This is a genomic window from Streptomyces sp. A0592, assembly GCF_004795115.1.
GTDB classification, from domain to species: domain Bacteria; phylum Actinomycetota; class Actinomycetes; order Streptomycetales; family Streptomycetaceae; genus Streptomyces; species Streptomyces erythrochromogenes.
The window spans coordinates 140,885-165,700 of sequence record NZ_SSBM01000001.1 but is presented as its reverse complement, the minus strand read 5'-3'; the positions used below and the strand labels follow the sequence as shown (position 1 = coordinate 165,700).

Annotated in this window: 30 protein-coding genes; 19 read left to right on the top strand and 11 right to left on the bottom strand. The window is 74.0% G+C overall.

Features of this window, described 5'->3' with window-relative positions:
• The 5 genes from E6U81_RS00795 (at nucleotide 1) to E6U81_RS00775 (ending at nucleotide 6,176) form a co-directional block, all read left to right on the top strand.
• Complete coding sequence (locus E6U81_RS00795) at nucleotides 1–2,076, top strand: acetate--CoA ligase (RefSeq protein ID WP_136228078.1); 2,076 nt, start codon at nucleotides 1–3, stop codon at nucleotides 2,074–2,076.
• A gap of 34 nt (nucleotides 2,077–2,110) precedes the next feature.
• Nucleotides 2,111–3,283 (top strand): acyl-CoA dehydrogenase family protein, encoded by a 1,173-nt coding sequence (locus tag E6U81_RS00790; RefSeq protein ID WP_136228077.1) that lies wholly within the window; start codon nucleotides 2,111–2,113, stop codon nucleotides 3,281–3,283.
• Nucleotides 3,284–3,347: 64 nt separating this feature from the next.
• Nucleotides 3,348–4,520 (top strand): acyl-CoA dehydrogenase family protein, encoded by a 1,173-nt coding sequence (locus E6U81_RS00785; protein ID WP_136228076.1) that lies wholly within the window; start codon nucleotides 3,348–3,350, stop codon nucleotides 4,518–4,520.
• 85 nt (nucleotides 4,521–4,605) lie between these two features.
• On the top strand, nucleotides 4,606–5,568 hold the full coding sequence (locus tag E6U81_RS00780; RefSeq protein WP_136228075.1) for a 3-hydroxybutyryl-CoA dehydrogenase: 963 nt from the start codon (nucleotides 4,606–4,608) through the stop codon (nucleotides 5,566–5,568).
• Nucleotides 5,565–6,176 carry a TetR/AcrR family transcriptional regulator gene (locus E6U81_RS00775; RefSeq protein WP_136228074.1) on the top strand — a complete coding sequence of 204 codons (612 nt, stop codon included), beginning with the start codon at nucleotides 5,565–5,567 and terminating at the stop codon, nucleotides 6,174–6,176. The genes E6U81_RS00780 and E6U81_RS00775 overlap by 4 nt, the downstream gene beginning before the upstream one ends.
• 39 nt (nucleotides 6,177–6,215) lie before the next feature.
• Here the strand turns inward: E6U81_RS00775 and E6U81_RS00770 are convergent, their stop codons facing one another.
• Together E6U81_RS00770 and E6U81_RS00765 are read right to left on the bottom strand one after the other, a co-directional pair.
• Nucleotides 6,216–7,007: an N-acyl homoserine lactonase family protein gene (locus tag E6U81_RS00770; RefSeq protein ID WP_136228073.1), complete on the bottom strand. Its 792-nt coding sequence runs from the start codon at nucleotides 7,005–7,007 to the stop codon at nucleotides 6,216–6,218.
• 53 nt (nucleotides 7,008–7,060) lie between these two features.
• On the bottom strand, nucleotides 7,061–7,732 hold the full coding sequence (locus E6U81_RS00765) for a TetR/AcrR family transcriptional regulator (RefSeq protein ID WP_136228072.1): 672 nt from the start codon (nucleotides 7,730–7,732) through the stop codon (nucleotides 7,061–7,063).
• A 68-nt stretch (nucleotides 7,733–7,800) separates the two neighbouring features.
• Here E6U81_RS00765 and E6U81_RS00760 point away from each other — a divergent pair, with 68 nt between their 5' ends.
• Both E6U81_RS00760 and thpR read left to right on the top strand, forming a co-directional pair.
• Nucleotides 7,801–9,429, top strand: a complete 1,629-nt coding sequence (locus tag E6U81_RS00760; RefSeq protein WP_136228071.1) for an FAD-binding oxidoreductase — start codon at nucleotides 7,801–7,803, stop codon at nucleotides 9,427–9,429.
• 70 nt (nucleotides 9,430–9,499) lie between these two features.
• On the top strand, nucleotides 9,500–10,105 hold the full coding sequence (gene thpR / locus E6U81_RS00755; protein WP_136228070.1) for an RNA 2',3'-cyclic phosphodiesterase: 606 nt from the start codon (nucleotides 9,500–9,502) through the stop codon (nucleotides 10,103–10,105).
• Nucleotides 10,106–10,261: 156 nt separating this feature from the next.
• On the opposite strand, the gene E6U81_RS00745 is transcribed toward thpR, so the two are convergent.
• Together E6U81_RS00745 and E6U81_RS00740 are read right to left on the bottom strand one after the other, a co-directional pair.
• Nucleotides 10,262–11,101 carry a class I SAM-dependent methyltransferase gene (locus E6U81_RS00745; protein WP_136228068.1) on the bottom strand — a complete coding sequence of 280 codons (840 nt, stop codon included), beginning with the start codon at nucleotides 11,099–11,101 and terminating at the stop codon, nucleotides 10,262–10,264.
• A gap of 92 nt (nucleotides 11,102–11,193) precedes the next feature.
• Nucleotides 11,194–12,366, bottom strand: a complete 1,173-nt coding sequence (locus tag E6U81_RS00740; RefSeq protein WP_136228067.1) for an alpha/beta hydrolase — start codon at nucleotides 12,364–12,366, stop codon at nucleotides 11,194–11,196.
• Nucleotides 12,367–12,540: 174 nt separating this feature from the next.
• On the opposite strand from E6U81_RS00740, the gene E6U81_RS00735 reads away from it, so the two are divergent.
• From E6U81_RS00735 to E6U81_RS39575, 4 genes are all read left to right on the top strand, one after another.
• Nucleotides 12,541–13,998, top strand: a complete 1,458-nt coding sequence (locus E6U81_RS00735) for an NUDIX domain-containing protein (protein WP_136228066.1) — start codon at nucleotides 12,541–12,543, stop codon at nucleotides 13,996–13,998.
• Nucleotides 13,995–14,570 carry an NUDIX domain-containing protein gene (locus tag E6U81_RS00730; RefSeq protein WP_136228065.1) on the top strand — a complete coding sequence of 192 codons (576 nt, stop codon included), beginning with the start codon at nucleotides 13,995–13,997 and terminating at the stop codon, nucleotides 14,568–14,570. The genes E6U81_RS00735 and E6U81_RS00730 overlap by 4 nt, the downstream gene beginning before the upstream one ends.
• 1 nt (nucleotide 14,571) lies before the next feature.
• Nucleotides 14,572–15,126, top strand: a complete 555-nt coding sequence (locus E6U81_RS00725) for an AAA family ATPase (protein WP_240803544.1) — start codon at nucleotides 14,572–14,574, stop codon at nucleotides 15,124–15,126.
• Nucleotides 15,127–15,208: 82 nt separating this feature from the next.
• Nucleotides 15,209–15,364 (top strand): DUF6131 family protein, encoded by a 156-nt coding sequence (locus E6U81_RS39575; protein ID WP_168714514.1) that lies wholly within the window; start codon nucleotides 15,209–15,211, stop codon nucleotides 15,362–15,364.
• Between the two features lie 23 nt (nucleotides 15,365–15,387).
• On the opposite strand, the gene E6U81_RS00720 is transcribed toward E6U81_RS39575, so the two are convergent.
• Together E6U81_RS00720 and E6U81_RS00715 are read right to left on the bottom strand one after the other, a co-directional pair.
• On the bottom strand, nucleotides 15,388–15,774 hold the full coding sequence (locus E6U81_RS00720; RefSeq protein WP_136228064.1) for a VOC family protein: 387 nt from the start codon (nucleotides 15,772–15,774) through the stop codon (nucleotides 15,388–15,390).
• Between the two features lie 31 nt (nucleotides 15,775–15,805).
• Nucleotides 15,806–17,026 (bottom strand): aromatic acid exporter family protein, encoded by a 1,221-nt coding sequence (locus E6U81_RS00715; RefSeq protein WP_136228063.1) that lies wholly within the window; start codon nucleotides 17,024–17,026, stop codon nucleotides 15,806–15,808.
• Between the two features lie 161 nt (nucleotides 17,027–17,187).
• On the opposite strand from E6U81_RS00715, the gene E6U81_RS00710 reads away from it, so the two are divergent.
• Complete coding sequence (locus E6U81_RS00710) at nucleotides 17,188–17,373, top strand: hypothetical protein (RefSeq protein ID WP_136228062.1); 186 nt, start codon at nucleotides 17,188–17,190, stop codon at nucleotides 17,371–17,373.
• 38 nt (nucleotides 17,374–17,411) lie between these two features.
• Here E6U81_RS00710 and E6U81_RS00705 read toward each other — a convergent pair whose 3' ends face one another.
• Complete coding sequence (locus E6U81_RS00705) at nucleotides 17,412–17,786, bottom strand: hypothetical protein (RefSeq protein WP_136228061.1); 375 nt, start codon at nucleotides 17,784–17,786, stop codon at nucleotides 17,412–17,414.
• Nucleotides 17,787–17,930: 144 nt separating this feature from the next.
• Between E6U81_RS00705 and E6U81_RS00700 the strand changes: the two genes are divergently transcribed.
• Complete coding sequence (locus tag E6U81_RS00700; RefSeq protein WP_136228060.1) at nucleotides 17,931–18,467, top strand: histidine phosphatase family protein; 537 nt, start codon at nucleotides 17,931–17,933, stop codon at nucleotides 18,465–18,467.
• Nucleotides 18,468–18,601: 134 nt separating this feature from the next.
• Entirely contained in the window at nucleotides 18,602–18,829 is a 228-nt protein-coding gene (locus tag E6U81_RS00695) for a hypothetical protein (protein ID WP_136228059.1), read from the top strand.
• Nucleotides 18,830–18,858: 29 nt separating this feature from the next.
• On the opposite strand, the gene E6U81_RS00690 is transcribed toward E6U81_RS00695, so the two are convergent.
• Both E6U81_RS00690 and E6U81_RS00685 read right to left on the bottom strand, forming a co-directional pair.
• Nucleotides 18,859–19,314, bottom strand: a complete 456-nt coding sequence (locus tag E6U81_RS00690; protein ID WP_136228058.1) for a DUF5709 domain-containing protein — start codon at nucleotides 19,312–19,314, stop codon at nucleotides 18,859–18,861.
• 64 nt (nucleotides 19,315–19,378) lie between these two features.
• The gene (locus tag E6U81_RS00685) at nucleotides 19,379–19,726 is read right to left on the bottom strand and encodes an STAS domain-containing protein (RefSeq protein ID WP_136228057.1); all 348 of its coding nucleotides are present in this window, start codon (nucleotides 19,724–19,726) and stop codon (nucleotides 19,379–19,381) included.
• A 101-nt stretch (nucleotides 19,727–19,827) separates the two neighbouring features.
• Here E6U81_RS00685 and E6U81_RS00680 point away from each other — a divergent pair, with 101 nt between their 5' ends.
• Complete coding sequence (locus E6U81_RS00680; RefSeq protein ID WP_136228056.1) at nucleotides 19,828–20,730, top strand: oxygenase MpaB family protein; 903 nt, start codon at nucleotides 19,828–19,830, stop codon at nucleotides 20,728–20,730.
• On the opposite strand, the gene E6U81_RS00675 is transcribed toward E6U81_RS00680, so the two are convergent.
• Entirely contained in the window at nucleotides 20,709–21,017 is a 309-nt protein-coding gene (locus tag E6U81_RS00675; protein ID WP_136228055.1) for a hypothetical protein, read from the bottom strand. The two genes, E6U81_RS00680 and E6U81_RS00675, sit on opposite strands and share 22 nt — an antisense overlap.
• 86 nt (nucleotides 21,018–21,103) lie before the next feature.
• Here E6U81_RS00675 and E6U81_RS00670 point away from each other — a divergent pair, with 86 nt between their 5' ends.
• The 4 genes from E6U81_RS00670 (at nucleotide 21,104) to E6U81_RS00655 (ending at nucleotide 24,394) form a co-directional block, all read left to right on the top strand.
• A complete protein-coding gene (locus E6U81_RS00670; protein ID WP_136228054.1) occupies nucleotides 21,104–21,502 on the top strand; it encodes a hypothetical protein in 399 nt (132 codons plus the stop codon).
• A 153-nt stretch (nucleotides 21,503–21,655) separates the two neighbouring features.
• A complete protein-coding gene (locus tag E6U81_RS00665; RefSeq protein ID WP_136228053.1) occupies nucleotides 21,656–23,089 on the top strand; it encodes a carotenoid oxygenase family protein in 1,434 nt (477 codons plus the stop codon).
• 181 nt (nucleotides 23,090–23,270) lie between these two features.
• Entirely contained in the window at nucleotides 23,271–24,143 is an 873-nt protein-coding gene (locus E6U81_RS00660; RefSeq protein WP_136228052.1) for an isocitrate lyase/PEP mutase family protein, read from the top strand.
• Nucleotides 24,140–24,394, top strand: coding sequence for a hypothetical protein (locus E6U81_RS00655; protein ID WP_206309803.1), 255 nt, complete (start codon nucleotides 24,140–24,142; stop codon nucleotides 24,392–24,394). The genes E6U81_RS00660 and E6U81_RS00655 overlap by 4 nt, the downstream gene beginning before the upstream one ends.
• Before the next feature lie 102 nt (nucleotides 24,395–24,496).
• On the opposite strand, the gene E6U81_RS00650 is transcribed toward E6U81_RS00655, so the two are convergent.
• The gene (locus E6U81_RS00650; RefSeq protein WP_136228051.1) at nucleotides 24,497–24,700 is read right to left on the bottom strand and encodes a hypothetical protein; all 204 of its coding nucleotides are present in this window, start codon (nucleotides 24,698–24,700) and stop codon (nucleotides 24,497–24,499) included.
• Nucleotides 24,701–24,816: the final 116 nt, after the last annotated feature.

The window sequence follows — 24,816 nt, the reverse complement described above, 5'->3', positions numbered from 1 at the left end:
ATGGGACGTGATCTGACCTCCCTCTTCGACCCCGCCTCCGTCGCCGTCGTGGGCGCCAGCGACGATCCGGCGAAGTACGGGCACGCCGTCGCCTCCCAGGCCCTGCGCGCACCCGGCCGACGCCCCGTGCACCTGGTCAACCGGCGCGGCGGCACCGTCCTCGGCCGGACGGCCGCCACCTCGCTCTCCGCGATCGGCGAACCCGTCGAACTGGTGGTGGTCTCCGTGCCGGGCGCCGGCTTCGAGGCCGCCGTGGACGAGGCCCTGGCCTGCGGGGCGAAGGCGATCGTCGCCATCACCGCGGGCTTCGCGGAGGCCGGCCCGGCGGGACTGGCCCGCCAGCGGGCGGTCGCCGACCGCGTGCGCGCCGCCGGAGCGGTCCTCGTCGGGCCGAACTGCCTCGGCATCGCCGACAACACCACCGAGCTGTACCTCGCCTCGGACCGGTTCGCGCCCGGCGGTGTCGCCCTGCTCAGCCAGAGCGGCAACCTCGCGCTCGAACTCCAGCTCCGCGGCGAACCGTACGGACTGGGCTTCTCCCGCTTCGTCTCCCTCGGCAACCAGGCCGACGTCACCCTCGTCGACCTCGTCGAGGACTGCGCCCGCCACCGGGCCACCTCGGCGATCGCCGTGTACGCCGAGGACTTCGGCGACGGCCGGGCCTTCGCGGCGGCCGCCGCGGCCGCGGGCAAGCCGGTGGTGCTGCTGACGGCGGGCCGCGGCTCCGCCTCCGCGCGCAGCGCCCAGTCGCACACCGGCGCCCTCACCACCTCGGCCGACGTGGTCTCCGCGGCCTGCCGTGACGCGGGGGTCGAACTCGTCCGCACTCCGCGGGAGATGACCGTCGTACTGGCCGCGCTGGCGGCGGGTCCGCGGACGGCCGGGCGGCGCACCGCGGTCTTCACCGACGGCGGGGGCCACGGCGCGGTCGCCGCCGACGCGGCCGAGGACGCCGGGCTCGACGTGCCGGAGCTGGGCGCCCGGACCCAGGAGCGGCTGCGGAGCGTGCTGTGGGAGCAGTCCTCCGTCGGCAACCCCGTCGACCTGGCGGGCATGGGTGAGCAGCGTCCTCTCTCGTACGCCGACACGGTCGGGGAGCTCCTCGCGGGCGACGAGGTCGACGCCGTCCTGATGACCGGGTACTTCGGCGGCTACGCGGCCTCCGACGGCGGTCTGGGCGGCGGCGCGGCCGGCGGTTCCGTGCTCGCGGACGGCGAGACGCGGGCCGCCAAGGAGATCGTCGCGCACCTGGCCGCCGCGGCGAAGCCGCTGGTCGTGCAGTCGATGTACCCGCGGTCGGCGAGCTGCCGGGTGCTGGCCGAGGCGGGTGTGCCGGTGTTCTCGGCGACCGAGGACGCGGCCCGCGCGCTGGCGGCGATGACCGGCCGGGGGGCGTCCGGGCGGGGCGGTTGCGCCGTGCCGCCGCTGCCGCCCGCCGCCGCGCCGCTGCGGGATCCCGGGTACCACGCGGTACGGGCGCTGCTCGCCGACGCCGGAGTGCCCTTCCCGGCGGCGCGCGAGATCACGGACGAGGCCGGGCTCCTCGCGGCGGCCGCGGAGTTCGACGGCCCGTACGTGCTCAAGGCCCTGCACCTGCTGCACAAGTCCGACGCGGGCGGTGTGGCGCTGCGCCTGGCGGACCGGGCCGCGCTGCTGGCCGCGTACCGGGAGATGCGGGCCCGGCTCGGGGCACCCGCCTACTCGGTCGAGGCGATGGCCGATCCGACGGACGGCGTCGAGCTGATCGTCGGGGTGAACCGCGACCCGCGGTTCGGGCCGGTCGCGATGGTCGGGCTCGGCGGGGTGCTCACCGAGACCCTCCGCGACGTCGGCTTCGCCCTGGCACCCGTACCGGCCGGGCGGGCCGAGGAGCTGCTGCACGGTTTGCGCAGCGCGGCCCTGCTGGGCGGCGTACGCGGCCGGCCGGCCGTCGACGTGGCTGCGGCGGCCGCCGTCATCGAGCGCATCACCGCGGCCGCCGCCGCGCACCCGGAGATCGCCGAGCTGGAGGTCAACCCCCTGCTGGTCCGACCGGACGGGGTCCTCGCCCTGGACGCGCGGGCCGTCCTGCACTGACCGCTCCACCCCACCCCTGTGCTCTGGAGGACACATGGACTTCCGCTACACCCCCGAACAGACCGCCCTCAAGGCCCGGGCCGCCGGCTACGCGCGCCTGCTGATGCGCTACGAGGACCAGTCGGAGGAGGCCGGCGGCCCGCTGCCCGCCGACACCGTCCGAGAGCTGACCCGCGCCGCGATCGACGCCGGGGTCTACGCCATCAACATGCCCGCGGAGTGGGGCGGGGCCGGCCTGTCCCTGCTCGACCAGGTCATCGTCGAGGAGGAGTTCGGCAAGGCCACCAACTGCCTCTGGGACATCCCCTGGCGGCCCGCGAACGTCCTCGCGTACGGCACCGAGGCGCAGCGGGAGAAGTACCTGCTGCCGGTGATCCGGGGCGAGCGGTTCGACGCGTTCGCGGTGACCGAGCCCGGGGCGGGGTCCGACCCCGGCTCGGGCACGAGCACCGCGACCCGGACGGACGGCGGCTGGCTGCTGAACGGCGAGAAGTGGTTCGTGACCTGCGGTGACATCGCCGACTTCCTGCTGGTGCAGGCGGACGCGGGGCCCGAGCGGGCGGCGACGCTGTTCTTCGTGGACAAGCAGGCGCCGGGGGTGGAGATGACGCGCGTCCCGCGGTTCATGCACTCCGCGGTGAACGGGCACCCCGAGTTCACCTTCACCGATGTGTTCGTCGCCGACGAGGACGTGCTCGGCGGCGTCGGCAACGGATACGAGCTGACGAAGGAATGGTTCACCGACGAACGGCTGATGATCGCCGCCCGGACCGTCGGCGCGGCCGAGCGGGCCCTGGAACTCGCCCGGGACTGGGCCGTGGAGCGACGCCAGTTCGGCTCGCCCATCGCCGACTTCCAGCTGGTCCAGGGCATGCTCGCCGACTGCGCCGTCGACATCGCCGTCAACCGCGCCTACACCCACCAGGTGGCCTGGGAGGCCGACCGGCCGGAGACCGACCGCAAGACGCTGCATGCCAAGGCGTCGACGGCGAAGCTCGCGGCGAGCGAGGCGGCCGGGCGGGTCGTCGACCGGTGCGTACAGATCTTCGGCGGCCGCGGCTACGACCGCTCGTACCCGGTCGAGCGCATGTACCGCGAAGTGCGCGTGGACCGGATCTGGGAGGGCACCTCCGAGATCCAGCGGCTGATCATCGCCAACGAGCTGATCAAGCGCGGTACGCGGGCCCTCGCCCTGCCCGGCTCCTGACGGCCTGCCCGGCGTCCCTTCCGAACGACCGCTCCCCCACCACGACCCAGAGGACAGACAGCACATGGACTTCCGTCTCACCGCCCGTCAGGAAGAGCTCCGGAGCGCGGCGCGCGAACTCACCGAGTTCATCATGAAGTACGAGCTCGACTGCGAGGAGAACAACGGCCTGCCCCCGCAGGCGCACACCGAGATCCGCGACGCCGTGCTCGACAGCGGGCTGCAGGCGGTCAACATGCCGGCGGAGTGGGGCGGCGCCGGGCTCACCGTCCTGGAGCAGGTCACCGTCCAGGCCGAACTCGGCCGGCTCACCGGGGCGCTGTGGGACATGGTGTGGCGGCCGGCCAACGCGCTGTCCTACTGCACGCCCGAGCAGCGCGAGCGCTACCTCGTTCCCGTGATCCGGGGCCGGCGCCGGGACTGCTACGCGGTGAGCGAGCCCGAGGCGGGCTCCGACCCGCAGAGCATCCGGACGACGGCGACGCGGGCCGACGGCGGCTGGGTGCTCAGCGGCGAGAAGTGGTTCGTCACCGTCGGGGACCACGCCGACTTCATGATCGTGCTGGCCGCCGCCGGGGAGGAGCGCGCGCCGACGCTCTTCCTCGTCGACAAGGAGACGCCGGGCATCGAGATGACCCGGGTGCCGCGCTGGATGCACACCTTCGTCTACGAGCACCCCGAGTTCACCTTCACCGAGGTGTTCGTCCCCGAGGACGCGGTGCTCGGCGAGGTGGGCCAGGGCTACGACATCACGCGTTCCTGGTTCACCGAGGAGCGGCTGATGATCGCCGCGCGCACCATCGGCGCGGCGGAGCGTGCACTGGAGCTCGCCCGGGACTGGGCCGTGGAGCGACGCCAGTTCGGCTCCCCCATCGCCGACTTCCAGCTGGTCCAGGGCATGCTCGCCGACTGCGCCGTCGACATCGCCGTCAACCGCGCCTACACCCACCAGGTCGCCTGGGAGGTGGACGAGGGCGTCGCCGACCGCAAGACGCTGCACGCCAAGGCCGCGATCGCCAAGCTGGCGGCGAGCGAGGCCTCCGGCCGGGTGGTCGACCGGTGCCTGCAGATCTTCGGCGGCCGCGGCTACGACCGCTCGTACCCGGTCGAGCGCCTCTACCGCGAGCTGCGCGTGGACCGGATCTGGGAGGGCACCTCCGAGATCCAGCGCCTGATCGTCGCGGGCGAACTCGTCAAGCGCGGTACGGGCGTCCTGCGGATGCCGTCCGCGGGGTGAGCCGTGCCCCTGCGGGCGGGGGCGGCGCCCGCGGGCGCCGCCCCGGCCCGCGCACACGCACACGCACAGGAGGGAGGACGCGTCGATGACCGATGTCGAGCGGGTCGGGGTCGTGGGCTGCGGGCTGATGGGATCCGGCATCGCCGAGGTCTGCGCCCGGGCCGGACGCGACGTCGTGGTGGTGGAGACGAGCCGTACGGCCGCGGCCGCCGGCCTGGAGCGGATCACCCGCTCCCTGGGCCGTGCTGCGGCGTCCGGACGGCTGACCGCCGACGAACGGGACTCCGCCGTGGGCCGGATCGCGGTGACGACGGACCCGGCGCGGCTCGCGGACCGGGACCTCGTCGTCGAGGCGGTCGCCGAGGACGAGCGGGCGAAGCTGGAGGTATTCGACCTGCTCGACCGGGTGGTGGAGCGCCGGGACGCCGTCCTGGCGACGAACACCTCCTCCATCCCCGTCATCCGGCTGGCCGCCGCGATCTCGCGGCCGGAGCAGGTCGTCGGCCTGCACTTCTTCAACCCCGTACCGGTGCTCCCCCTGGTCGAGCTGGTGCCGTCCCTGCTCACCGGCGCGGAGACCGTCCGGCGGGCCCATGCGTTCGCCTCCGAGGTCCTGGGCAAGGAGGTCGTCCGCGCCCAGGACCGGGCGGGGTTCGTCGTGAACGCGCTGCTCGTGCCGTACCTGCTGGCCGCCGTGCGGATGGCCGAGTGCGGGACCGCGTCGGCCGAGGACATCGACCGGGGCATGACCCTCGGGTGCGCGCACCCGCTGGGTCCGCTCGCCCTGGCCGACCTGATCGGGCTGGACACCGTACAGGCCATCGCCCGGTCGATGTACGCGGAGTACCGGGAGGCGTTGTACGCACCGCCGCCGCTGCTGGCCCGGATGGTCGACGCGGGGCGGCTGGGCCGCAAGACGGGCCGGGGCTTCCACACCTACGGCGCCCACGGGGCCGGTGCGATGCGCGAGGATGGGGGCGGGGCGGCCGCGGCATCCGGGCCCACCCGGCCGGAGAGCGGGCGTCGAGACGGGGAGCAGCCAACGTGACCAAGGCCGAGCGCGCACTCGAGACGCGTGAGCGAATCCTCACGGCCGCGTGCGAGGTCATCGCCGACATCGGATTCGAGAACGTCAGCATGCGCAAGGTCGCCGAGCACGCCGGGGTGTCGAAGGCCCTGCTGCACTACCACTTCGACACCCGCGAGAAGCTCTTCGCGGAGGCCATGACGCACTCCTTCGCCCAGACGGGTACGGACACCGAGGGCGTCGCCGACTCGGTGCCCTCGTCCGTCGTGCTGGCCCGCATCCTGCGCAGCATGCTGCCCAGCGACGCGGAGCTGCGCCAGGACTGGAAGCTGTGGCAGGAGCTGTGGGTGCGGGCCCAGCGGGACGCGGCGGCCCGGCACCTGGCCGTCGACCTGTACGACCAGCTGCACGCGTGGGTCGGCGGGGCCGTGGAACGCGGCATCAGCTCGGGCGAGTTCGCCGAGTGTGACGTCGCGGCGCTGAGCACCCTCGTCCTGGCCCTGTGCGACGGCCTGGGCATCCGCCTGATGCTCGACGACCCCCGGGTGGACCTGGCGGCGGCCCGCGCGACGATCTGGCGGACCATCGCGCCCACGCTCGCCGTCGAGCCGGTGTTCCCGGACGTGTGACGCGTCGGACGCGGTCGGCTGCCGCGCCGGCTGCGGGCCTCAGTCCCAGAAGTCGCCGTCGTGCGGGAGCGCGGCGAAGTGGTCCGGGTCGTGGGAGAGGAAGACCCGGATGCCGGCCCGGGAGAGTGCGCGCAGGCGGCCGTGGGTGAGCAGCTTCTCCTGGACGTTCCAGTCGCTGGGCATCGGGAGGTCCTGCTCCAGGCTCTTCTGGAGGTGCGCGGCGTCGCCCATGAGGGCGATCCGTCCGTGGTGGTCGAGGTCCAGGATGATGCCCTGGTGGCCGGGGGTGTGGCCGGCGGTGCGCACGACGGTCAACGTGCCGTCCTCGAACAGGTCGCTGTCGCCGCGCAGTTCGAGGAAGTCGTAGCCCCGGCAGGCCGCGTAGTCGTTGAACGCGTAGCCCCGGGCGGTCCAGCGGTCGGGCCACCAGGCGTGGCGCAGTTCCTCGTGCTGGGCGACGTGCACGGCGTGCGGGAAGTAGGTCATCCCGCCGGCGTGGTCGAGGTGCAGGTGGGAGTAGACGACGTAGCGGACGTCTTCGAGGCGGTAGCCGAGGCGTTCCAGCTGTGCGTCCACGGCGTGGGCGCGGGTGAACCCCTCGGCGCCGTACGCGGTGCGCAGGCCGGGTCCCCAGTGGGCGTCGGCCGCCTCGGGGTCGGCCACGCGGTGGTTGATGCCCGTGTCGAACAGGACCGGTCCGTGGGTGGCGTGCTCGATGACGGCCACCGTCGACGGGACGGTGATCGTGCCGCTCGCGCCGTACTGCAGGCCGCTCTTCGGCATGGTGAACGGCCCGGCGTCCACCGTCGTCACACGCAGTCTGGCGACCACGGGACCTCCCTCTCGCGGACCGGCGCGGCCGGCGGCGCGTTCCCCCGTCCAGGCTAACCCTGCGGGGGCTGCGGCACGCGTCGGCCCGGATCCGCCGGGCCGGGCGGGTCGGGTGCGAGGGCCGCGGCGGCCGCGAAGAGGCGGGCGCAGCGGCCGGTCATGGCTTCCGGGGATTCGTCGGGGTGTTTGACCCACCAGCGGACGAGGGTGGCGACAAGGTCCCGCCAGACGTACTTGAGGGCGTCCGCGTCCAGGGGGTCGCCGGAGCCGGTCGCCCGGAGCAGATCGGCGGTGCCGCCGGCGGCGAGGTCGTCGATGGCGGACCAGTACTGCGCGGCCCGGCGGGCGGCCGCGCCGTCGGCCGGCAGGGAGGTGTCGTACAGGACGAACCACGCCTCCCGCCGTCCCTCCAGGGCGGTGAAGATGCTCTGCAGCACCCGCAGGGGCGTGTGCGCGGTGGTCCCGTCCGGACCCATCGCGGTGCGGATCGTGTCCAGGAGGCGGTCCCCGACGGGCGCCAGGCAGGCGAGGTACAGGTCCTCCTTGGTGCCGAAGTACTGGTGCAGCAGGGTCTTGGTGACGCCGACGCGCTCGGCGATGGCGGCGAGGGAGGCGGCCGCGTAGCCGCGGGTGCCGAACTCCTCGGTGGCGGCGGCCAGGAGCTGCTGCTGCCGGTGCTGCCGGGGGACTCCCTTGGTACCGGCTTTCGAGCGTGGGGTTGCCATGGCCGGATATTATCAGTAAGTAATTTACCGCAAGGTAAGTTCCGCACCGCGACCTCTGGAGCGCCCCCATGCCCGGTACGACGCCACAGCCCGCCTCCGCCACGCGCACCCGGTCATGGTGGGGGTGGGGGTGGGCGGACGCGCACCCCGACGATGCGGAATGCGCCGCGATGGGCGCCCTGATACCGGGCACCCTCGCCCACCCGCTGCCCGTCCCGCACGTCCGCGACCTGGACATCCGCCGCCCCGCCGCCGAGCCCCCGGCGAGCCTGGCGCACCTGGTCACGGCGGACCCGGAGGACCGCGCCGCGCACGCCATGGGCAAGGCCTACCGGGACGTCGTGCGCGCCCTGCGCGGACGCCCCGGCCGCATCCCCGACCTGGTCGCACGCCCGACGGACGAGCGCGAGGTGGCAGACCTGCTGGACTGGGCCGGCGAGCGGCAGGTCGCGGTCGTCCCGTACGGCGGCGGCTCCTCGGTCTCGGGCGGAGTGGAGTACCGCGGCGACGCCCATCGCGCCGTGCTGTCCCTCGACCTGACCGCCATGGACCGTGTCCTGGAGGTCGATGCCGTCGGCCGGGCGGCGCGCATCCAGGCCGGGACCCTCGGCCCGGCCCTGGAGGACCAGCTGCGGCCCCACGGTCTGACCCTGCGGCATTTCCCGCAGAGCTTCGAGTTCTCCACGCTGGGCGGCTGGCTCGCCACCCGGGCAGGCGGCCACTACGCCACCGGGCGCACGCACATCGACGACTTCGTCCAGTCCCTGCGCGTGGTCACGCCGGCCGGCACCAGCTCCTCGTGGCGGCTGCCCGCGTCCGGGGCGGGCCCCTCCCCCGACCGGCTGTTCCTCGGCTCCGAGGGAGCGCTCGGGATCATCACCGAGGCGTGGGTGCGGCTGCAGGAACGCCCCGCCCACAAGGGGTCCGCATCCCTCGCCTTCAGTGACTTCCAGGCCGCCCTGGAAGCGGTGCGCGCCATCGCGCAGTCGGACCTGTTCCCCGCCAACTGCCGACTGCTCGACGCCGGCGAGGCAGCGCTGGCGGGCGCCTCGCACGACGGATCCGCCGTGCTCGTCCTGGGGTTCGAGTCCGCGGACGGGCCGGTCGCCGCCCGGCTCGGCCAGGCCGTCGACCTGGCCCGGTCCCACGGCGGCCGGCCCGCCGCGGCGTCCGCGGCCACGGCGGCCGCGGGCGCCGCGGCGGGCGGCGACGCCGACGCGGCCGTGAGCGCCTGGCGCTCGGCCTTCCTGCGGATGCCCTACCTCCGCGACGGCCTGGCCAGGATGGGGGCGGTCGCGGAGACCTTCGAGACGGCGGCCACCTGGGACCGGATCCCCGGCCTGATCGAAGCGGTCCGCAAGGAGGTCGGGGAGGCGGCCCTCAAGGGCTCCGGCCACCCGGCGACGGTCAACTGCCGTCTGACGCACGTCTATCCCGACGGAGCGGCCCCGTACTTCACCGTCCTCGCGGCGGGCCGCCCCGGCGACGAGGTGGCCTTCTGGGACGACCTCAAGGCCGTGGCGAGCGACGTCCTGCACCGCCACCGGGCCACGATCACCCACCACCACGCCGTAGGCCGGGACCACCGCCCCGGCTACGACCTCCAGCGGCCCAACCCCTTCGCCCTCGCGCTGCGCGCGGCGAAGCACGCCCTCGACCCGCGGGGCATCCTCAACCCGGGCGTGCTCGTCGACTGAGCGGCGCCCCGCGAGAGGGTGCGGGCCGCAAAGATGACCGGAGCACGCGTCGTGGGGTACGAAGACTTCTGTGAAGGAACAGATCCGGCCCTCGACCGTTCGCGTGTTCATAGCGCTCGCCCCGCCCGATGACGCCAAGGAGGAGCTCGCGAGGGCGCTGCGGCCCGCCTACGCGGCGTACCCGGGCATGCGGTGGAACCGCATCGAGGACTGGCACATCACCCTGGCGTTCCTCGGGGAGCTCCCGGTCGGGACCGTTCCTCTCCTGCGGCCGCCGCTCGCCGAGCTGGCGGCGGCCCGCCGGCCGCTCGAACTGGCGCTGAGCGGCGGCGGGCACTTCGACGAGCGGGTGCTGTGGAGCGGTCTCGACGGGGACCTCGACGGCCTGCACCTGCTGGCCTCCGAGGTGCGTGCCGTGGTCGAGGAGTGCGGCGTCCCCTTCGAGGACCGGCCGCTGCGCCCCCATCTCACCCTCGCCCGGACCCGCCGGAACGATCCCGCGTGCGTGGTGGAGGCCGCCGCCGGGCTCGGCGCGTTCTCCGGCCGCCGGTGGCGGACCGCCCGCCTGCACCTGGTCGGCAGCAACATCGGCCGCGGCCCGGGCCCGATCCACTACCGCGACATCGAGGCCTGGAGCTTCCACCACGGGCCGTCCGGCGACGGCGACGGCGCATGACCCGCCTCTCGCCGTGGAGCCGGTCGACAAGGGACCGGTGGTTCGACGAGCTGGAACGCCGCGGGATCGATCCGTGGGAGGACGAGGTACCGGCCGCGTTCCAGGATGACCGCCGGCTCGCTTCCCTGCCTCGGGACCGACGAACCGGCACCCGGCCTACGGCGTCGCCCGCAGCCGGGCCACGGAGTACGCGGGAGCGCCGAGGGTGAGCAGGCGGAACAGCCCGGCGGCCGCCCGGTGGCCGATGCCGATGCGTTCCATCACCGGGTGGTCTGCGACCCACTCCCAGCCGGGAGCCGCGGCGGCCAGCCCGCGTCCGCCGCGGGCGCCGGAGCGGAACTGTGCTCCCGTCGCCTTGACGATGGGGTGCCGGCCGCTGAGGGCGACCTTCGGGTGGAAGTAGTCCGCCACGAGTTCGACGCCGGGAAAGGCCTCCCGGCAGGAGGTGGGGAAGGCCCGCAGCCCGGCCGGGTCCAGGTACATGAGGACCCCTTCGGCCAGGACGAGTACGTTCCTGCGCCCGCCGACGAGCGGCAGCAGCCGCTCCGTCCAGCCGGGCTCGGTGATCGAGGCGGGGAACACTCCCGTCAGGTCGTCGGGAAGGAGCGTGGCGCGCAGTTGCACGACCTCGGGCACGTCGATGCCGAGCCAGGTGACGGAGGCGGGCCGGGACGGGGCGAGGCGTTCGGCGCGGGTGTCGAGGCCGATGCCCACCGAGATGACCACCGCGTCGGGGTGTTCACGGCAGAAGGCCGAGGTGAGTTCGTCGAGGACGATGGCGCGGTGCACGGAGCCGCGCGCGTTGCTCCGGTCCGTCAGCACCTCGGGGGCCCGGAATCCGGTGGCGGCCGGCACGGAGGCGGCGGCGGGGTCGCGGAAGGTGGTGCCGGGCAGGAGTTCGGCCGCGTGGGCCCGGCCGTAGAGGGGCGTGAGCAGGGTCATGGCCACGCCGCTCAGGCCGTGGGCGGAACCGCCGCTCTCGGAAGGGGTCGACATCTGTGTGGCTCCTCGGTCCGATGGGTCGTCCGGAACAGGGCGGGTACGGGGGCTCCCGCCGCGGCTCGCGCGCCGGGCGCCCCCGTGGCGCGTCAGCGGCGGTGGAACACCACCTCCGGGTCCGCCGCCGTCGGGCCGTCCAGGCGGGGCGCCGGCAGGCCGCGCAGGTGGAGATCGAAGAACGCGCCGACGTAAGCGCGGGTGATCTGCTGCGACCGGATGCCCGGCAGCGGGGTCTCTGGGTGGGGGGATCCCGCCCCGTCACTCAGTACGGGCCAGTCGGTGAAGGCCGGGTGGCCCGCTCCCGTGACGGTCAGCCAGCGCTTCCAGCCGTCCAGCCGGGGCCAGTTGTCCTCCCAGGAGGTGTCGGGGAAGTCGGGCGGCAGCAGCGCGGGGTCGCCGGCGAGCATCAGGAAGGGGCGGCCGCCGAGTCCGCGCTCGGGTATCGGTGTGAAGAAGGTGCCGTCCATGTTCACCCCGGCGTCCACGCGCGGGTCCGCGGCCATGGCGGCCGAGGCGGCCGCTCCGCCGATGGAGTGGCCGGCCGTGCCGATGCGCTGCGCGTCGATCAGCCAGGAGTAGCGCCAGGCGGAACGCGGGCCGGTGAGACGGTCGAGGAGGAACCTGACGTCCTGGGCCCGGCCGTCGCAGACCCGGTGCAGCGACCCGTCGGGGAAGACCTGCTCGCAGGCCTTGCAGGTGAGGACCCGTCCGCCGGGGAAGGTCGTACCGTCCGATTCGTACGCATGGTCCACCGCGGCGACGACGTAGCCGCGGCTCGCGAGGTCCTCCGCCAGGGTGGTCAGCGAGGCGCGCGGCATCGTGAAGCCCGGGGAGAGCACGATCAGCGGATGGCGGCCGGCCGCCGGCCGGGGCAGGGCACCTGCCCTGGCGTGCGTGCGGGTGGCCGCCACGCCTTCGGGGGTGACGTGGTCGCCGAGCTGCCCCCGGTCGGTGAGCAGTGCCTTGGCCTCGGCGACCGCCATGTAGGGGGCGGGGCTGCCGGTGCGGGCGAGGGCCGGGTAGTACAGCGACGCCAGCAGTTCCCGGTCCGCGGTCGGCACCCACGGGTCCTTGCGCTCGCGGTCCACCAGGTGGAGGGTGTCCCGGCCCACCGCGAAGGCGCCGGTGGGGCGCGGGAGTTCGAGCCCGGAGGCGCCCCCGGCCGGTGCGGCCCGGGCCGCGGCGGGCGTCGCGAGGGCGCCGGGTGCGGCGAGGACCAAGCCGGCGGCCACTGCCGCCAGCACACGGATGATCTTCTCCATGCCCCGCACCCTAGACCATTCATAGGCAAGGCTAACCTAACTAGGCCGGGGTGGGCGGGGGTTGCGGGCCGCGGCACGACCCTCGCTCGGGTGACCGCCCCCGGAACGACCGTGACGGGCCCGTTCCCGAGCCATTCTTGGAGCCGGCCCCTCCCCCGGAACTGTGAGGTTCACGTGCCGCCCACCCGCTCCCCCCTCCGCGATGCCGTCGCCGCCTACCTCGAACGCCATCCCGCCGAACGGGACACGCTCCGCGACCTGTTGCCGTCCTTCGACGCCGGGGACGATCCCGCCGGCCGGGCGGCCCCGCCCGGGCACATCACGTGCAGTGCGGTCGTGGTCGACCCCCGCCGGCGCGTCCTGCACGTCCGGCACCCGGCCGACGGGACGCTCCGCCTACCGGGCGGGCGCGTCGGGCCGGACGACCGTACGCTCCTGGCCGCGGCCCTGCGCGGGGTGCGGGAGGGGGCGGGGATCGCGCCCTCCGCCCTCTGTCACACCGCCGAGTACGGGGGCGTGCCCGTCCACATCGGCGTCCGCGCCGTCGGGGCGGGGCCGGCCCAGGGCGAACCGGCCCGCCCGCACTACGACGTCCGCATGGTCCTGCACCTCGCCGACGGGGACGCCGACCGGGCGCCGTACGCCGACGGGAGCCCGGGGACGCAGTGGCTCCCCTTCGACGAGGTCGGCCCGCCCGCCCTGCGGGCCAGGCTGCTGGAGCCGGGGCCCGACGGCCGGGCCCGGCCGGTCAACGCCTCGGCGTTGATCCACGACGGCGCCGGCCGCTACCTGCTGCACCTGCGGGACGACGTGCCGGACATCTGGGAGCCGGGGGCCTGGGCCCTGCTCGGCGGCGGCCGTGAGCCCCAGGACACGTCGCTGGAGGACACCGTCCGCCGGGAGTTGCGGGAGGAGGCCGGACTCGAACCGTCCACCGTGGAGCCGTACGCCGTGGAACACGTCATCGGAACCGACGGCACCACCGTCCCCGTGCAGATCTTCACCGCCCGCTGGAACGGCGACCCCGGTGCCCTCGCCCTCACCGAGGGGGTCATGCTCGCCTGGCACGACCCGCAGACCATGCCCCGTCTGCGCATGAGCCCCTCGACCCTCGACCTGATCCGCCGGCACGCCGAGGACCGACCCCCGGAGCCGGCCGGCGCCGGGGCCGCGAACGCGGCGGTCCCCCACCTTGTCGGCGTCCACCTCTACCTGGAACGCGACGGCGAGGTCCTGCTCGGGCTGCGGCACCCGGACTCCGCCTACGCGCCCTCCACCCACCACTTCCTCGCCGGGCACTGCGAGCAGGAGTCCGCCGTGAGCTGCCTGGTGAGGGAGGCGCGGGAGGAGGCCGGACTCGTCGTCGACCCGGCCGACGTCGACCTCGTCCACCTGGTGCACGTCGTGGACCGGCCGGGCGCCCGGCCGCGCATCCAGCTGGTCTTCCGGGCCCGGCGCTGGCTCGGCGAGCCGCAACTGCTGGAACCCGACCGGTGCGTGGCGTGGACGTGGTGGCCGCTCGACGCGCTGCCGGAGCCGGTCGTCCCCTACACCCGCGCCGCGGTCGAGGGCATCCGCGCCGGACGTCCGTACACCGAACTCGGCTGGGGCCGCCCCGGGAGCGCCGGATGACCGCCGCGCGCAGGCACACGCTGCCGCTCGACGTACACCTCCTGCTGCGCCGCGACGGCGGGCGCGGCCCCGAGGTCCTGCTGTCGCGGCGGGCCGGTCCGGTGTACGCGACCGGGATGTGGCACCTGCCGTCCGGCCACCTGGAGGCGGACGAGGACTTCGTCGAGGCCGTGATCCGCGAGGCCCGCGAGGAGACCGGGATCCTCATCGACACGCGGGACGTGCGCGCGGCGGTCACCGTGCACCACCGCCCCCCGGTGGGCTCGTCGTCCCGCCTCGGCGTCTTCTTCGAGGTGCGCAGGTGGTCCGGGCTGCCCCGGATCATGGAGCCGGACCGGTGCGACGGCATGGGCTGGTACGCACTGGACGCGCTGCCGGCGCCGATGGTCGCGTACTGCCGGGCGGGACTTGACGCCTACGGGGCCGGGCTCCCCGCGGCCGTGCACTTCCAGCGGGCGGGCGACCCCGTGGACCACCGGGACGGCGAACCAGGCCCCGGCCGAACCGGGTTCCTGGCCGGCCCGGCGGCCGCCGGCCCGAACCGGCCGCCCCCGTACGAAGGGGGCCGCTAGCGTGCGCCGCGCGCCCCTGGGGAGCGAGGGCACCCGGCTCGTGGTCGTCCGGGGGAACTCGGCGTCGGGCAAGTCATCAGTGGCGGCGGGGATCCGCGCCCGGTTCGGCCGCGGCCTCGCCCTGGTCGCCCAGGACAACCTGCGGCGGACCGTACTGAGGGAGCGCGACGTGCCGGGCGGCGCCAACATCGGGCTGATCGACACGGTCGCCCGGTACGCGCTGGACGCCGGCTACCACGTGGTGGTCGAGGGCATCCTGTACGCCGACCGGTACGGCGACATGCTCGCGGGCCTGCTCCGCGACCACCTCGGCGTCTCACGCTGCTACTACCTCGACATCCCGATCGAGGAGACCCTGGCCCGCCACGCCTCGAAGGCGGACCCCGACTACCTGGCCCAGGTCACCGAGCTGGATCTGCGCGCCTGGTACCGCGAACGCGACCTCCTGCCCGGTGGCGTGGAGACCGTCGTCGGAGCCGGCAGCGCCCTCGCCGAGACGGTCGACCGCGTCATGCGCGAGACGGGCCTCGACGGGCTGCCGCCGCGGACCGACTGATCAACCAGGGCGAAACAGGCATAAGGTCTCGCAATCGTGGTAGACGCCCCGCATACCGGTTCGACAGAACCAGGAGGTAGTCATGATCGTTCTGGGCGTCATCCTGCTGATCATCGGCTTCGTCACGGGGATTTCGATCCTCTGGACGATCGGCCTGATCCTCGTCATCATCGGCCTGGTGCTCTGGGTGCTGGGCGCGGTGGGGCACGCCGTGGGAGGTCGCAAGCACTACTACTGACGCCGGCCCTCCTGGCTCCGCGCTCAGGGGCGGTAGCGCAGTGGGTGGTCCCCCGGGACCTCCACCACGGCGATCCGCACACCGTCGGGGTCGGCGATCCACATCTCGACCAGCCCCCACGGTTCACGCAGCGGAGGCCGCAGCACTTCGGCGCCGCGGCTGTGCAGCTCCTCGTACGCCGCCTGAACATCGGCGACTTGGAGCCACAGCCGCAGGCCCGGCGCGGGCGGCGCGTCGGCCCGTCCCGACACTTCGAGGAAGCCGCCTCCGAGGAAGTACACCGTGCCGCGGTCCGGTCCCGTACCGAACTCGCGGTACACGGCGAGGCCGAGGGTCTCGCCGTAGAACGCGCGCGAGCGCTCGGGGTCCGTGGGTCGCAGCAGGATCCTGCTGCCCAGTACGTGCACCATGCCCCCACCTTCGCGCACCGCGCCCCCTTCGTCACCCCGGCCGCTTCGCGCCGCCGCGCCTGCGCGCCCGTGTCCGCAGCCGGCCGCGCAGCCCGCGGGTGCGCCGCGTACGGGTGTGCTCGTCGAGTTCCTCCAGCAGGCGCTGGGAGCGCTTCTCCACGCCCAGCTCGTCGAGGACCCGGTCGATCTCGGAGAGCAGGGCACCGCGCAACTGCCAGTGCTCGGGGTCCTCGCGGGCGGAGGCCAGCAGCAGGTCCGCGAGCCGGTTGCGGTGGACGCGGGCCACGGCCAGCTCCCCGGTCAGGCGGGCCTCGGCCTCTTCCGCGTTGGCGCTCACCTGGGCGGTGATCAGCTGGGCGAAGCTCTCCACGGCGACCGCGGTGTGCCGCAGCACCTCGCGCAGCGCGGCGGCGGTCTCGGGTTCGAAGAGCGGGCCGTCGGGGCGGGCCCTGGCCAGGTCGTTGAGGGTCCGGCTGGCCACGCGGAGCACCACCGCGCAGATCTCCAGGGTGTCCAGGCCGGTGCGCAGGACCAGCCGGAAGAGCAGGCCCTCCTTGACCCGCGGATTGAGCCGGAGACTGTCCTCGGCCTGCCGCAGGGCGGTGTCGACCTGCGCGATGTCGTTGTCGAGGCGGCGCGCCTCGTGCAGCCGGGCGGCGGCCCGTTCGACCCGGTCCGGGCCCGGGAGTTCCTCGCCCAGGTGGTCGAGCAGGCGGCTCATGCGCAGGGCGAGGTCGGTGATGGCGTCGCCCGCCGGGCCGATCCACAGGGGTGGTGCCAGAAGGAGGTTGACCAGGAGCCCGACGACCGCTCCGATGACGGTTTCCAGCACCCGGTCCCAGGCGGTGTCCGCCACCTGGGTGACGCCGAGGACGAGCATGGCGCTGATCGCGACCTCGGGGACGAACTCGTCCACGCGCACCAGGTGGCCCACCACCAGGGAGGCCAGGATCAGCAGGCCGAGGCTCCACCAGGTGAGGCCGACCAGCACGCTGAAGCCGATGGCGATCAGGACGCCGACGACCACCGAGTTGACCCGGCGGATGCTGGTGGTCAACGTGGAGTAGAGCGTGACCTGGACGACGAGCAGAGCCGTCAGCGGTGCGGTCAGCGGATTCGGCTCGCTGCTCAGGCGGAGCGCCACGACATAGCTGATGACGGCCGCGGCGGTGGAGCGCAGCGCCTGGACGGCGACCGGCTCGCGGCGGCGCCGTGCGACACGGGTGGCGATGCTGCTGATCGTTTCGGGCATGACTGCGCATCTTCCCAGGCCGCGCCGGATGACGCGTGCCGGAACGGACGAGTCCGGTCGTGTCGTATCGGGTCGCGCCGGCCCGTGTCGCCGGTGCCCTGCGGGGTAGGTGGAGGACGTCCGAAGTCCGCGTCGATCGGATCCGCGAGGGAGCGTCAGCCATGAAGGGTACGGAGGACAGGCGTCAGCAGCCGGCCGGGGGCCGTGGGGAACACCCGCAGGAACACCCCGGTCCGGACCCGGTGCACCCCGAGGCCAGCAAGCCGGTCGCGGGCAAGACCCCCGAGGAGCTGCGGAGGCGGCAGGAGAGCAAGATGTCCCGTCCGCGCGAGGAGGACGCCGGCTGACGGCGTCCGCCCCGAGGCGCGGGGGCCCGCCGGGCGGGTCAGGTCTCCCAGGGGCCTTGGTCGTAGGTACCGGCCTCGACCTCCAGGGCGAGTTCCTGGAGGACCTCGATCGAGGAGACGTCCGTCCGCCCGCCGTCGTGCGCGATCGCGAGGCTGGTGAACGCCAGGCTGAATCCGGAGACCATCGTGTGCAGGGCCGGGCCGAGCGCCTCGGCCACCAGGGTCGCCACCTGCTGCGGCGACGCGTCGGCGGGCACGCTGATCGACGGCAGCATTTCGTTCAGGAGCTGTGTGGCCACTCCGGCCGTTTCGGCTGGGCCGTCGGCGTCCTCACCGGCCTCGGCCGCCCGGCGGATGTCCTGGGCCTCGGTGAGGATGCCGATCACTCGCCTGAGTACGTCTGCGCGTTCCATCCTGCGGAGCCTAGTGCTACCGCAAAGGTTCACCTGTCGCGGCGCCCGGCCCGGGTGCGCGCGCACCGGACCGACCGCACCATGACCGTGTAGCCGTACGCGGACCCGTACGCGCTCCGCCGACCGGCCTGAAGGGAGAGCGCCATGTCCTCGGACCCCGCGCCGCAGACGACCGGGAGCCGGCTGCTGCTGGTCCGGCACGCCAAGGCGGTGCCGAAGGGCGATCCCGCCGAGGACTTCGAACGCGCCCTGGGCGAGCGCGGCAGGGCCGACGCACCCCGGACGGGCCGCTGGCTGGCGGAACAGGGCTACACGCCCGACCTGGCGCTGTGCTCGCCCTCGCGCAGGACGCGCCAGACCTGGCAGCTTCTGGTCCCGGCGCTGGCGGACCCCCCGGACGCCGTCTACGACGAGAGGCTCTACGACGCGGCGCCGAACGAGCTGGTCACCGTACTGGCGGAGCGGGGAGCGGGCTTGGGCTGTCTGGCGCTGGTCGGCCACAACACCGGCATCCACGAGCTGGCCACGGCCCTGTGCGGGAGCGGTCCGGAGGAGCTCCTGGAGCGGCTTCGGGACGGGTTCCCGACGTCCGGCGTCGTGGTGGTGGACCTGGCGGGCGGCTGGGAGGACTTGGTGCCCGGCAGGGGGCGGCTGACCGCCCTCTGGGCCCCGACTCACTGACACGGCTTCACCGGTGCACCGGCACTGCACCGGCACTGCACCGGCACTGCACCGGCACTGCGCATAATTGGTGCGCATCCGCGCGGTGTTGCTGCAACCATGGTGCCCTTCTGCCCTTCGGAAAGGACGTCACCATGGATCAGCTTCCCCCTCACCCCGATACCGAGCGGTACTCCGTGACCCTGTGCCCTCCGGCGGTCACGGTCGTCTCGGAGCTGACGGCCGCAACCGGCGTCAGCAAGTCCGACGTGATCAACCGGGCCGTGCTCCTGCTCGGGTTCATCGAGCGCGAACGCGCGAAGGGCAACGACCTGATGATCCGCGACACCGCGGGCGCGCTGGAGCGCATCCACATCATCTGACCCCTCGTCCGGCGTCCCGCCCCCGCCGTTCAGTCCATGTCCTCGGCCGTCGGCAGCTCCTCGACGACGTGCACCGCGGCCTCCTCGGCCGAGGCCGCGCCGCCGTCGATTCCGACGTCCCGGGCCAGTACGGAGATGTGGCGCTGCGGGGCTGAGTCGTCGACCGCGGCCAGACGACCCGCCCGGTCCGGTCCGGCGAGCATGGCGTCGCCGGCCTCGTCGGTGATCTCGTCCTGGTCGGAGACCTCCGGCTGCTCGCGCGCGAGGCGCTGCTCCAGCGTCTCGCCCGTGCGCGCCTCGGCGGCGGTCGTGCCCCTGTCGTCGACGGCCAGGGGGCGGTCGAGCGGCACGTACGCAGTGTCGAGGGTGTCGTCGAGGCCCGGCTCGTCGAGGGTGTTCTCCAGGTCGGGTTGCGCCTCGGCGGACTCGTCGCTCTCCTGCGGCTGGTAGACGTCGTCGCCGTAGGCTTCGTCGGCGCTGCTCATCGGGTTCTCCGATCGGTCGGGGTCGGCGTGCCGCCGGCAGGGGGCGCACCGGTCCCCGGTGCGCTCAGCCGGGCACGGTGGCGTCCAGGGGGAAGGAGCCGCCCGAACCGGTCAGTTCGAGCAGCCGCAGCAGCTGGTGGCTGGGCGCCGCCAGGCGCAGGACGTGTCCGGTCCGGACGGCCTGCCGCCGGGCGTCCAGCAGCGTGTTGAGTCCCGCGGAGTCGCAGAAGGAGGAGTTCCGCAGGTCGACGATGATCTCGGCGCCCTCGGGCGCCCGGGCCAGGGCCGCGGCGAGCGTCTCGCGCAGGGCGCCCGCGTGGTCCAGATCCATCTCGCCGCTCACCCGCACCACGTGGGGGCCGCGGTGCTCGGTGCCGGCGGCCTCCGCTTCGGGCGCGTCCTCGGCAGCCATGACGTACCTCCTTGTACATGGGGCACCTGCCCGGAGCGACGTCTCTCAACCGCCCTCACGTCCATGGGACCGCGGAGCGGCGCCGGGCGCATACTGGGCGCATGGCGAGCCCGACGACGGCAGTCCGGCGGATCAGGCGGCAAGCCGGCGAGGCGGTGTTCCTGCGCGTCGCCGGTCCCGACGGAGCCCGCAACCGGGAGCGCATCCACCGGACTCCCGGGCCCCGCTGGTTCGGGCCGGACCGGCCGGTGCGGCAGGTCCACGGGGACGCGTCGATGTTCGTCGGCGGCCTGGCCGCCCTGCTGCTGCAGTCCCTGCACCCCGTCGCGATGGCCGCGGTGGCTGCACACTCCGGGTACCGCGGCGACCCGTGGGGGCGCCTGCACCGGACCAGCACCTTCCTGGCGGTGACCACCTTCGGTACGAGCGCCGACGCCGAGGCGGCGGTGGCCCGCGTGCGGGCGGTGCACGCCCGCGTCCGGGGCCGCACGGCCGACGGCGCTGCCTACCGGGCCGACGACCCGGAGCTGCTGGGCTGGGTGCACACCGCCGAGGCGGACTGCTTCCTGCGGGCCCACCAGCTCTACGGCAGGCACCCGTTGGATCCGGCGGGCTGCGACGCGTACCTCGCCGACACGGCGCGGGTGGCCCGGGCACTGGGCGCGGACCGGCCGCCGGAGGACGTACGGGAACTGGCGCTGCGGATGGCGCGGTACCGGCCCGGCCTGCGGCCGACGGCCGCGTCCCGGGACACGGCCCGTTTCCTGCTGACCGATCCACCGCTGCCGGGAGCCGCCCGGCTACCGTACGCGCTGCTCGCGGCGGCGGCCGTGGACCTGCTGCCGTCGTGGGCGAGGACGGCCGTCACCGCCGGTTCGGGTTCCGCGGCCGACCGGGTACCGGGCCCGGCCGCCCGTGCGGGAGGCCGGGCCGTGACCCGGGCGATCCGCTGGGCGCTGCCCCCGGCTCCTGGCCGTGCGGCTCAGTACTCCTCGTCCGGGTAACCCCAGCTGATCTCCGGCCTGGCAGCGGCGGCCACTTCGGCGACGGTCATGGCGAAGAGCCCCTCGAAGTGCGGCTGCCACCGGTGGAAGCCCGAGATGGAGAGCGGGAAGCGGCTCTTCCCGGAGACGAGGCACGCGCCGTCCTCGCCCACGCCCGCCGTGATGCGGACGTAGCCGTCGATGGCCTCGTCCCTCATCAGTTCCTCGAGGGCGCCGACGACTTCCCGGGCCTGCAGCTCGTCGGCCACCCCGGTGACGGTGAATGCAAGATCGATGTTGACTGACATGGTGGGAGACTAGGCGGTGCCACCGACACGGCGGCCGCCCCGCCGACAGCCCCAGCAGCAGTCCCGATCGCAGAAGAGGACAATCGATGACCCTCCAGGAAGGCCAGCGGGTCGTGCTGGCGGCAGACCTCAGGCTGGCCGGGACGGTCGTCGCGGCCGAGGGCTCCCCCGCGGGCGAGGAGGCCGTCGCCGGATCGCTCTGCCTCGCGTCGGGCACCGGGGGCACCGTCGAGCGGGTGGACGCGCCCCGGGAACGGGAGCAGAGCCACGAGGTGCGCGAGTACGTACGGCTGAAGGCGCTCATGGACGACTTCGGCCACCAGATGCCCCCGGCCAGCAGGCGGCAGCTGGAGGAGCAGGTGGCCTCCCTCGAAGCCGACTGGACCGCCCACCGGGAGCACGGACCGCGGGTGACGGTCCGCGTCCGCCTCGACAACGGCTTCGTCCTCGACGACGCGCACGCGGACCTCTTCACCTCCGCCTGACCTGCCCGTACGGGCCCCGGTCGGCGGGGCGCGCAGCTCTCTCTGGCAGTCGTAGGGGTCCCGCGTTTCACTGGAGGGAGCCGCGACGGTGCGCCCGCGGAGGAGTTCCTTCCGGCCGCCGGGACCCCGCCGGGCACACGCCGGGAGGTCTTCGTGAACACGCATACGCCGCCCCGTTTCGACCCCACGCGGGTCCCCCATCTCCTGGGCTCGTTCGCGCCGGTCACCGAGGAGGTCGACGCGGCCGACCTCGAGGTGACGGGCGAGCTGCCGCCCTCCCTGGACGGCCTGTACCTGCGCAACGGCCCCAATCCGCGGTTCACCCCGATCGGCTCGTACCTGTACCCCATCGACGGCGACGGGATGCTGCACGGGGTCTGGCTCTCCGGGGGCCGCGCCCGGTACCGGAACCGCTTCGTGCGCACGCCCGCACTGGAGGCGGAAGAGAGGGCCGGGCACGCCCTGTGGGGCGGCCTCGAATCGATGATCGTGCCGGATGCCGACCAGGTCGGTCCGGAGCTCGCGGGTACCTTCCGGGACCTTCCCGACATCAACGTCGTCCGGCACGGCGGGCGGATGCTGGCCCTCGCCGAGTCGGCGTGCCCGTACCGGATCGACGCGGGCCTGGCGACCCTGGGCCGCGAGGACTTCGGTGGAGCGCTGCCCGCCGGCATCACCGCCCATCCCAAGGTCGATCCGGCCACCGGCGAGATGGTCGTCTTCTGCTACGCCCTGGAGCCGCCGTACCTCACCTGGTCGGTCATCGGCCGTGACGGCGCCGTCACGCGCGGGCCCACGCCCGTCGAGGGGGTGGACGAGCCGATGATGATCCACGACATGGCCCTGACCGGCCGCTACGCCGTCCTCGTCCTCGCCCCGGTCTTCTTCGACCTGGCGGCGGCCATGGCGGGGGGCTCGTTCCTGTCCTGGCGGCCCGAGCGCGGCACCCGCGTGGCGCTGATCCCGCGCGACGGCGGGCCGCTGCGCTGGGCGACGGACGAGGCGTTCTGGATGTGGCACACGGTGAACGCCTACGACGACGGCCCCGGCGAGGACGCCCCGGTGGTCCTCGACTACGTGGAGTGGAGCAGGCTGACCGTCGGGGCGCCATCCGGGACGGAGACGGAGCCCGTCAGCGGCGGCCTGACGCGGGCCCGCATCGACCCGGCCGCCGGCCGGATGGCCCGCACCCGGCTGGACGACTCCCGGGTGGAGTTCCCCCGGGTCGACGACCGGCTCGTCGGACGGCGCCACCGGTACGCCGCACTGGCCACCGAGACCGGACGTGCGGACCTGCTCCCGGGCGAGTACGACGCCGTGCGCTGGTACGACACGGAGACGGGTGGCTCCCGTGTCTGGCGGGCGGGGAACCTCTCGGTCGGCGAGCCGGTCTTCGCCCCCGAGCCCGGGCGGGACTCCGACGGCCACGGCCACTGGCTGACCTTCGCCACCGACCGCACCGACGGGGCGAGCTGGTTCCTGGTCATCCCCGCCGAGGACCCGGCGGCGGGGCCGGTGGCCCGCGTCCGGATCCCCGTCCGGGTCCCGCTCGGCCTGCACGGCTGCTGGCTGCCCACCGAGGCCTGAGGCCGGCCGCGCCTCAAGTGACGTTTCTGTGGTGAACCGGCTACGCCGTAGGGGTGAGTAAAGGCTTCATCCGTGAAAGTACCGCTCTTCACCAAGGAAGGATCTGCTTTAGGTAAAGAGTCCTGGTGGCGCGGCTCTCTGCCCTCCCCTGTGTCGACGCGCACCTCGGAGGAACCGAACGATGACTTACGGGAACAAGCTGCGGGAGCAGATCGCGAAGCCCGGCACCACGCCGCTCATCGGGGTGTACGACATGTACTCCGCCTCGGTGGCGGCCGCGCACTACGACGGGATGTTCGTGTCCGGCTTCGGGTTCGCCGCCTCCTACTACGGGCTGCCCGACATCGGCTTCATCGCCTGGCCGGACATGGTGGCCTTCGTCCAGCGGCTGCGCGGCGCCTTCCCCCGTCACCACCTGCTCGTCGACATCGACGACGGGTACGTCGACCCCGAAGTGGCCTGCCACGTCGTGGAGGGCCTGGAGCGGATGGGGGCCTCCGGCGTCATCCTGGAGGACCAGAAGCGCCCCCGGCGCTGCGGCCACGCCGACGGCAAGCAGGTGCTCCCGCTCACCGAGTACCTGGAGAAGCTGGAGATGGTGCTGGCGACCCGCAAGGACCTGGTGGTCGTCGCGCGCACCGACGCGACGGAGGAGGCCGACATCATCCACCGCGCCCAGGCCCTGGCAGCGACCGACGCGGACGTCGTCCTCGTCGACGGGGTCCGCAGCGTCGAGTGGATCGAGCGGATCCGCGAGGCCGTCGGCGGCAAGCCGCTGCTGTTCAACCAGATCGCCGGCGGGAAGTCACCGCGGCTCTCGCTGACCGAGCTGACCGACCTCGGCGTCGACATGGCCATCTACAGCACCCCGTGCCTGTTCGCCGCGCACAAGGCGATGGACACCGCCCTCGCCGAACTGCGGCTCGCCGACGGGCGGCTGCCCGCGGCCGACGGGGGCGAGGAGGTCGGGGTCGGCGAGTCCACGAGGCTGCTGACCAAGAACATCTCGCGCCACCACCCCGTACCGGTGGCACGTGAGAGCGTGAAGGTGTGACCGGGGCGCGCATCCGGGCCGCCGCCGCGCTCGCGGTGGCCCTCATCGGCGGCGGCGCGACACCGGCCGCCGCGAGCGGCAGCCTGATCACCGTCATCGACAACTCGCACTCCGACTCCGTGGTGGAGGTCGACCGCGCGGCCAACCTCCAGAGCGGCAGCGGGACGGCCGGCAGCGACCACGACGGCAGCGCCGTCGACGTGCTCGCCACCCTCGTCGACGCGGTGCGCCCCGCCGACGGGAACCGCTGAGACCCCGCGCGACCCGCGCGACGTGAACGGCCGGCCCGCTTCGGCGGGCCGGCCGTTCGGCCGTTGCAGGCGGCCTCGTCCCGGTGGCGGGGGGCGGCGGTGTCAGTCCTCCCCCAGCAGGTCCAGGTCCTCGACCACGTCGGCGACGTCGTCGGAGAGCTCGTCGGCCGGGCCGTCGGCCGGCGCGGACACCGCGGTGGCGGCCGGCCCTGAGGCGGGGCCCGCGGCGTGGGCGGTGGTGGCGGCCGAGAGGGCGCAGCCCGCGAGGGCCAGGGCAAGGGCGGCGGTTCGTACGTTCAGGCGCATGCCGTGAGAACGATCTTGCCCACGGGAGGTCACACCGTGTCACCGGGGCGGTCGCGGCCGGAGGGCGCCCTTCGGGACGTGCATGCCGCAACCGGCCGTGCCACGCTGTTGACAGG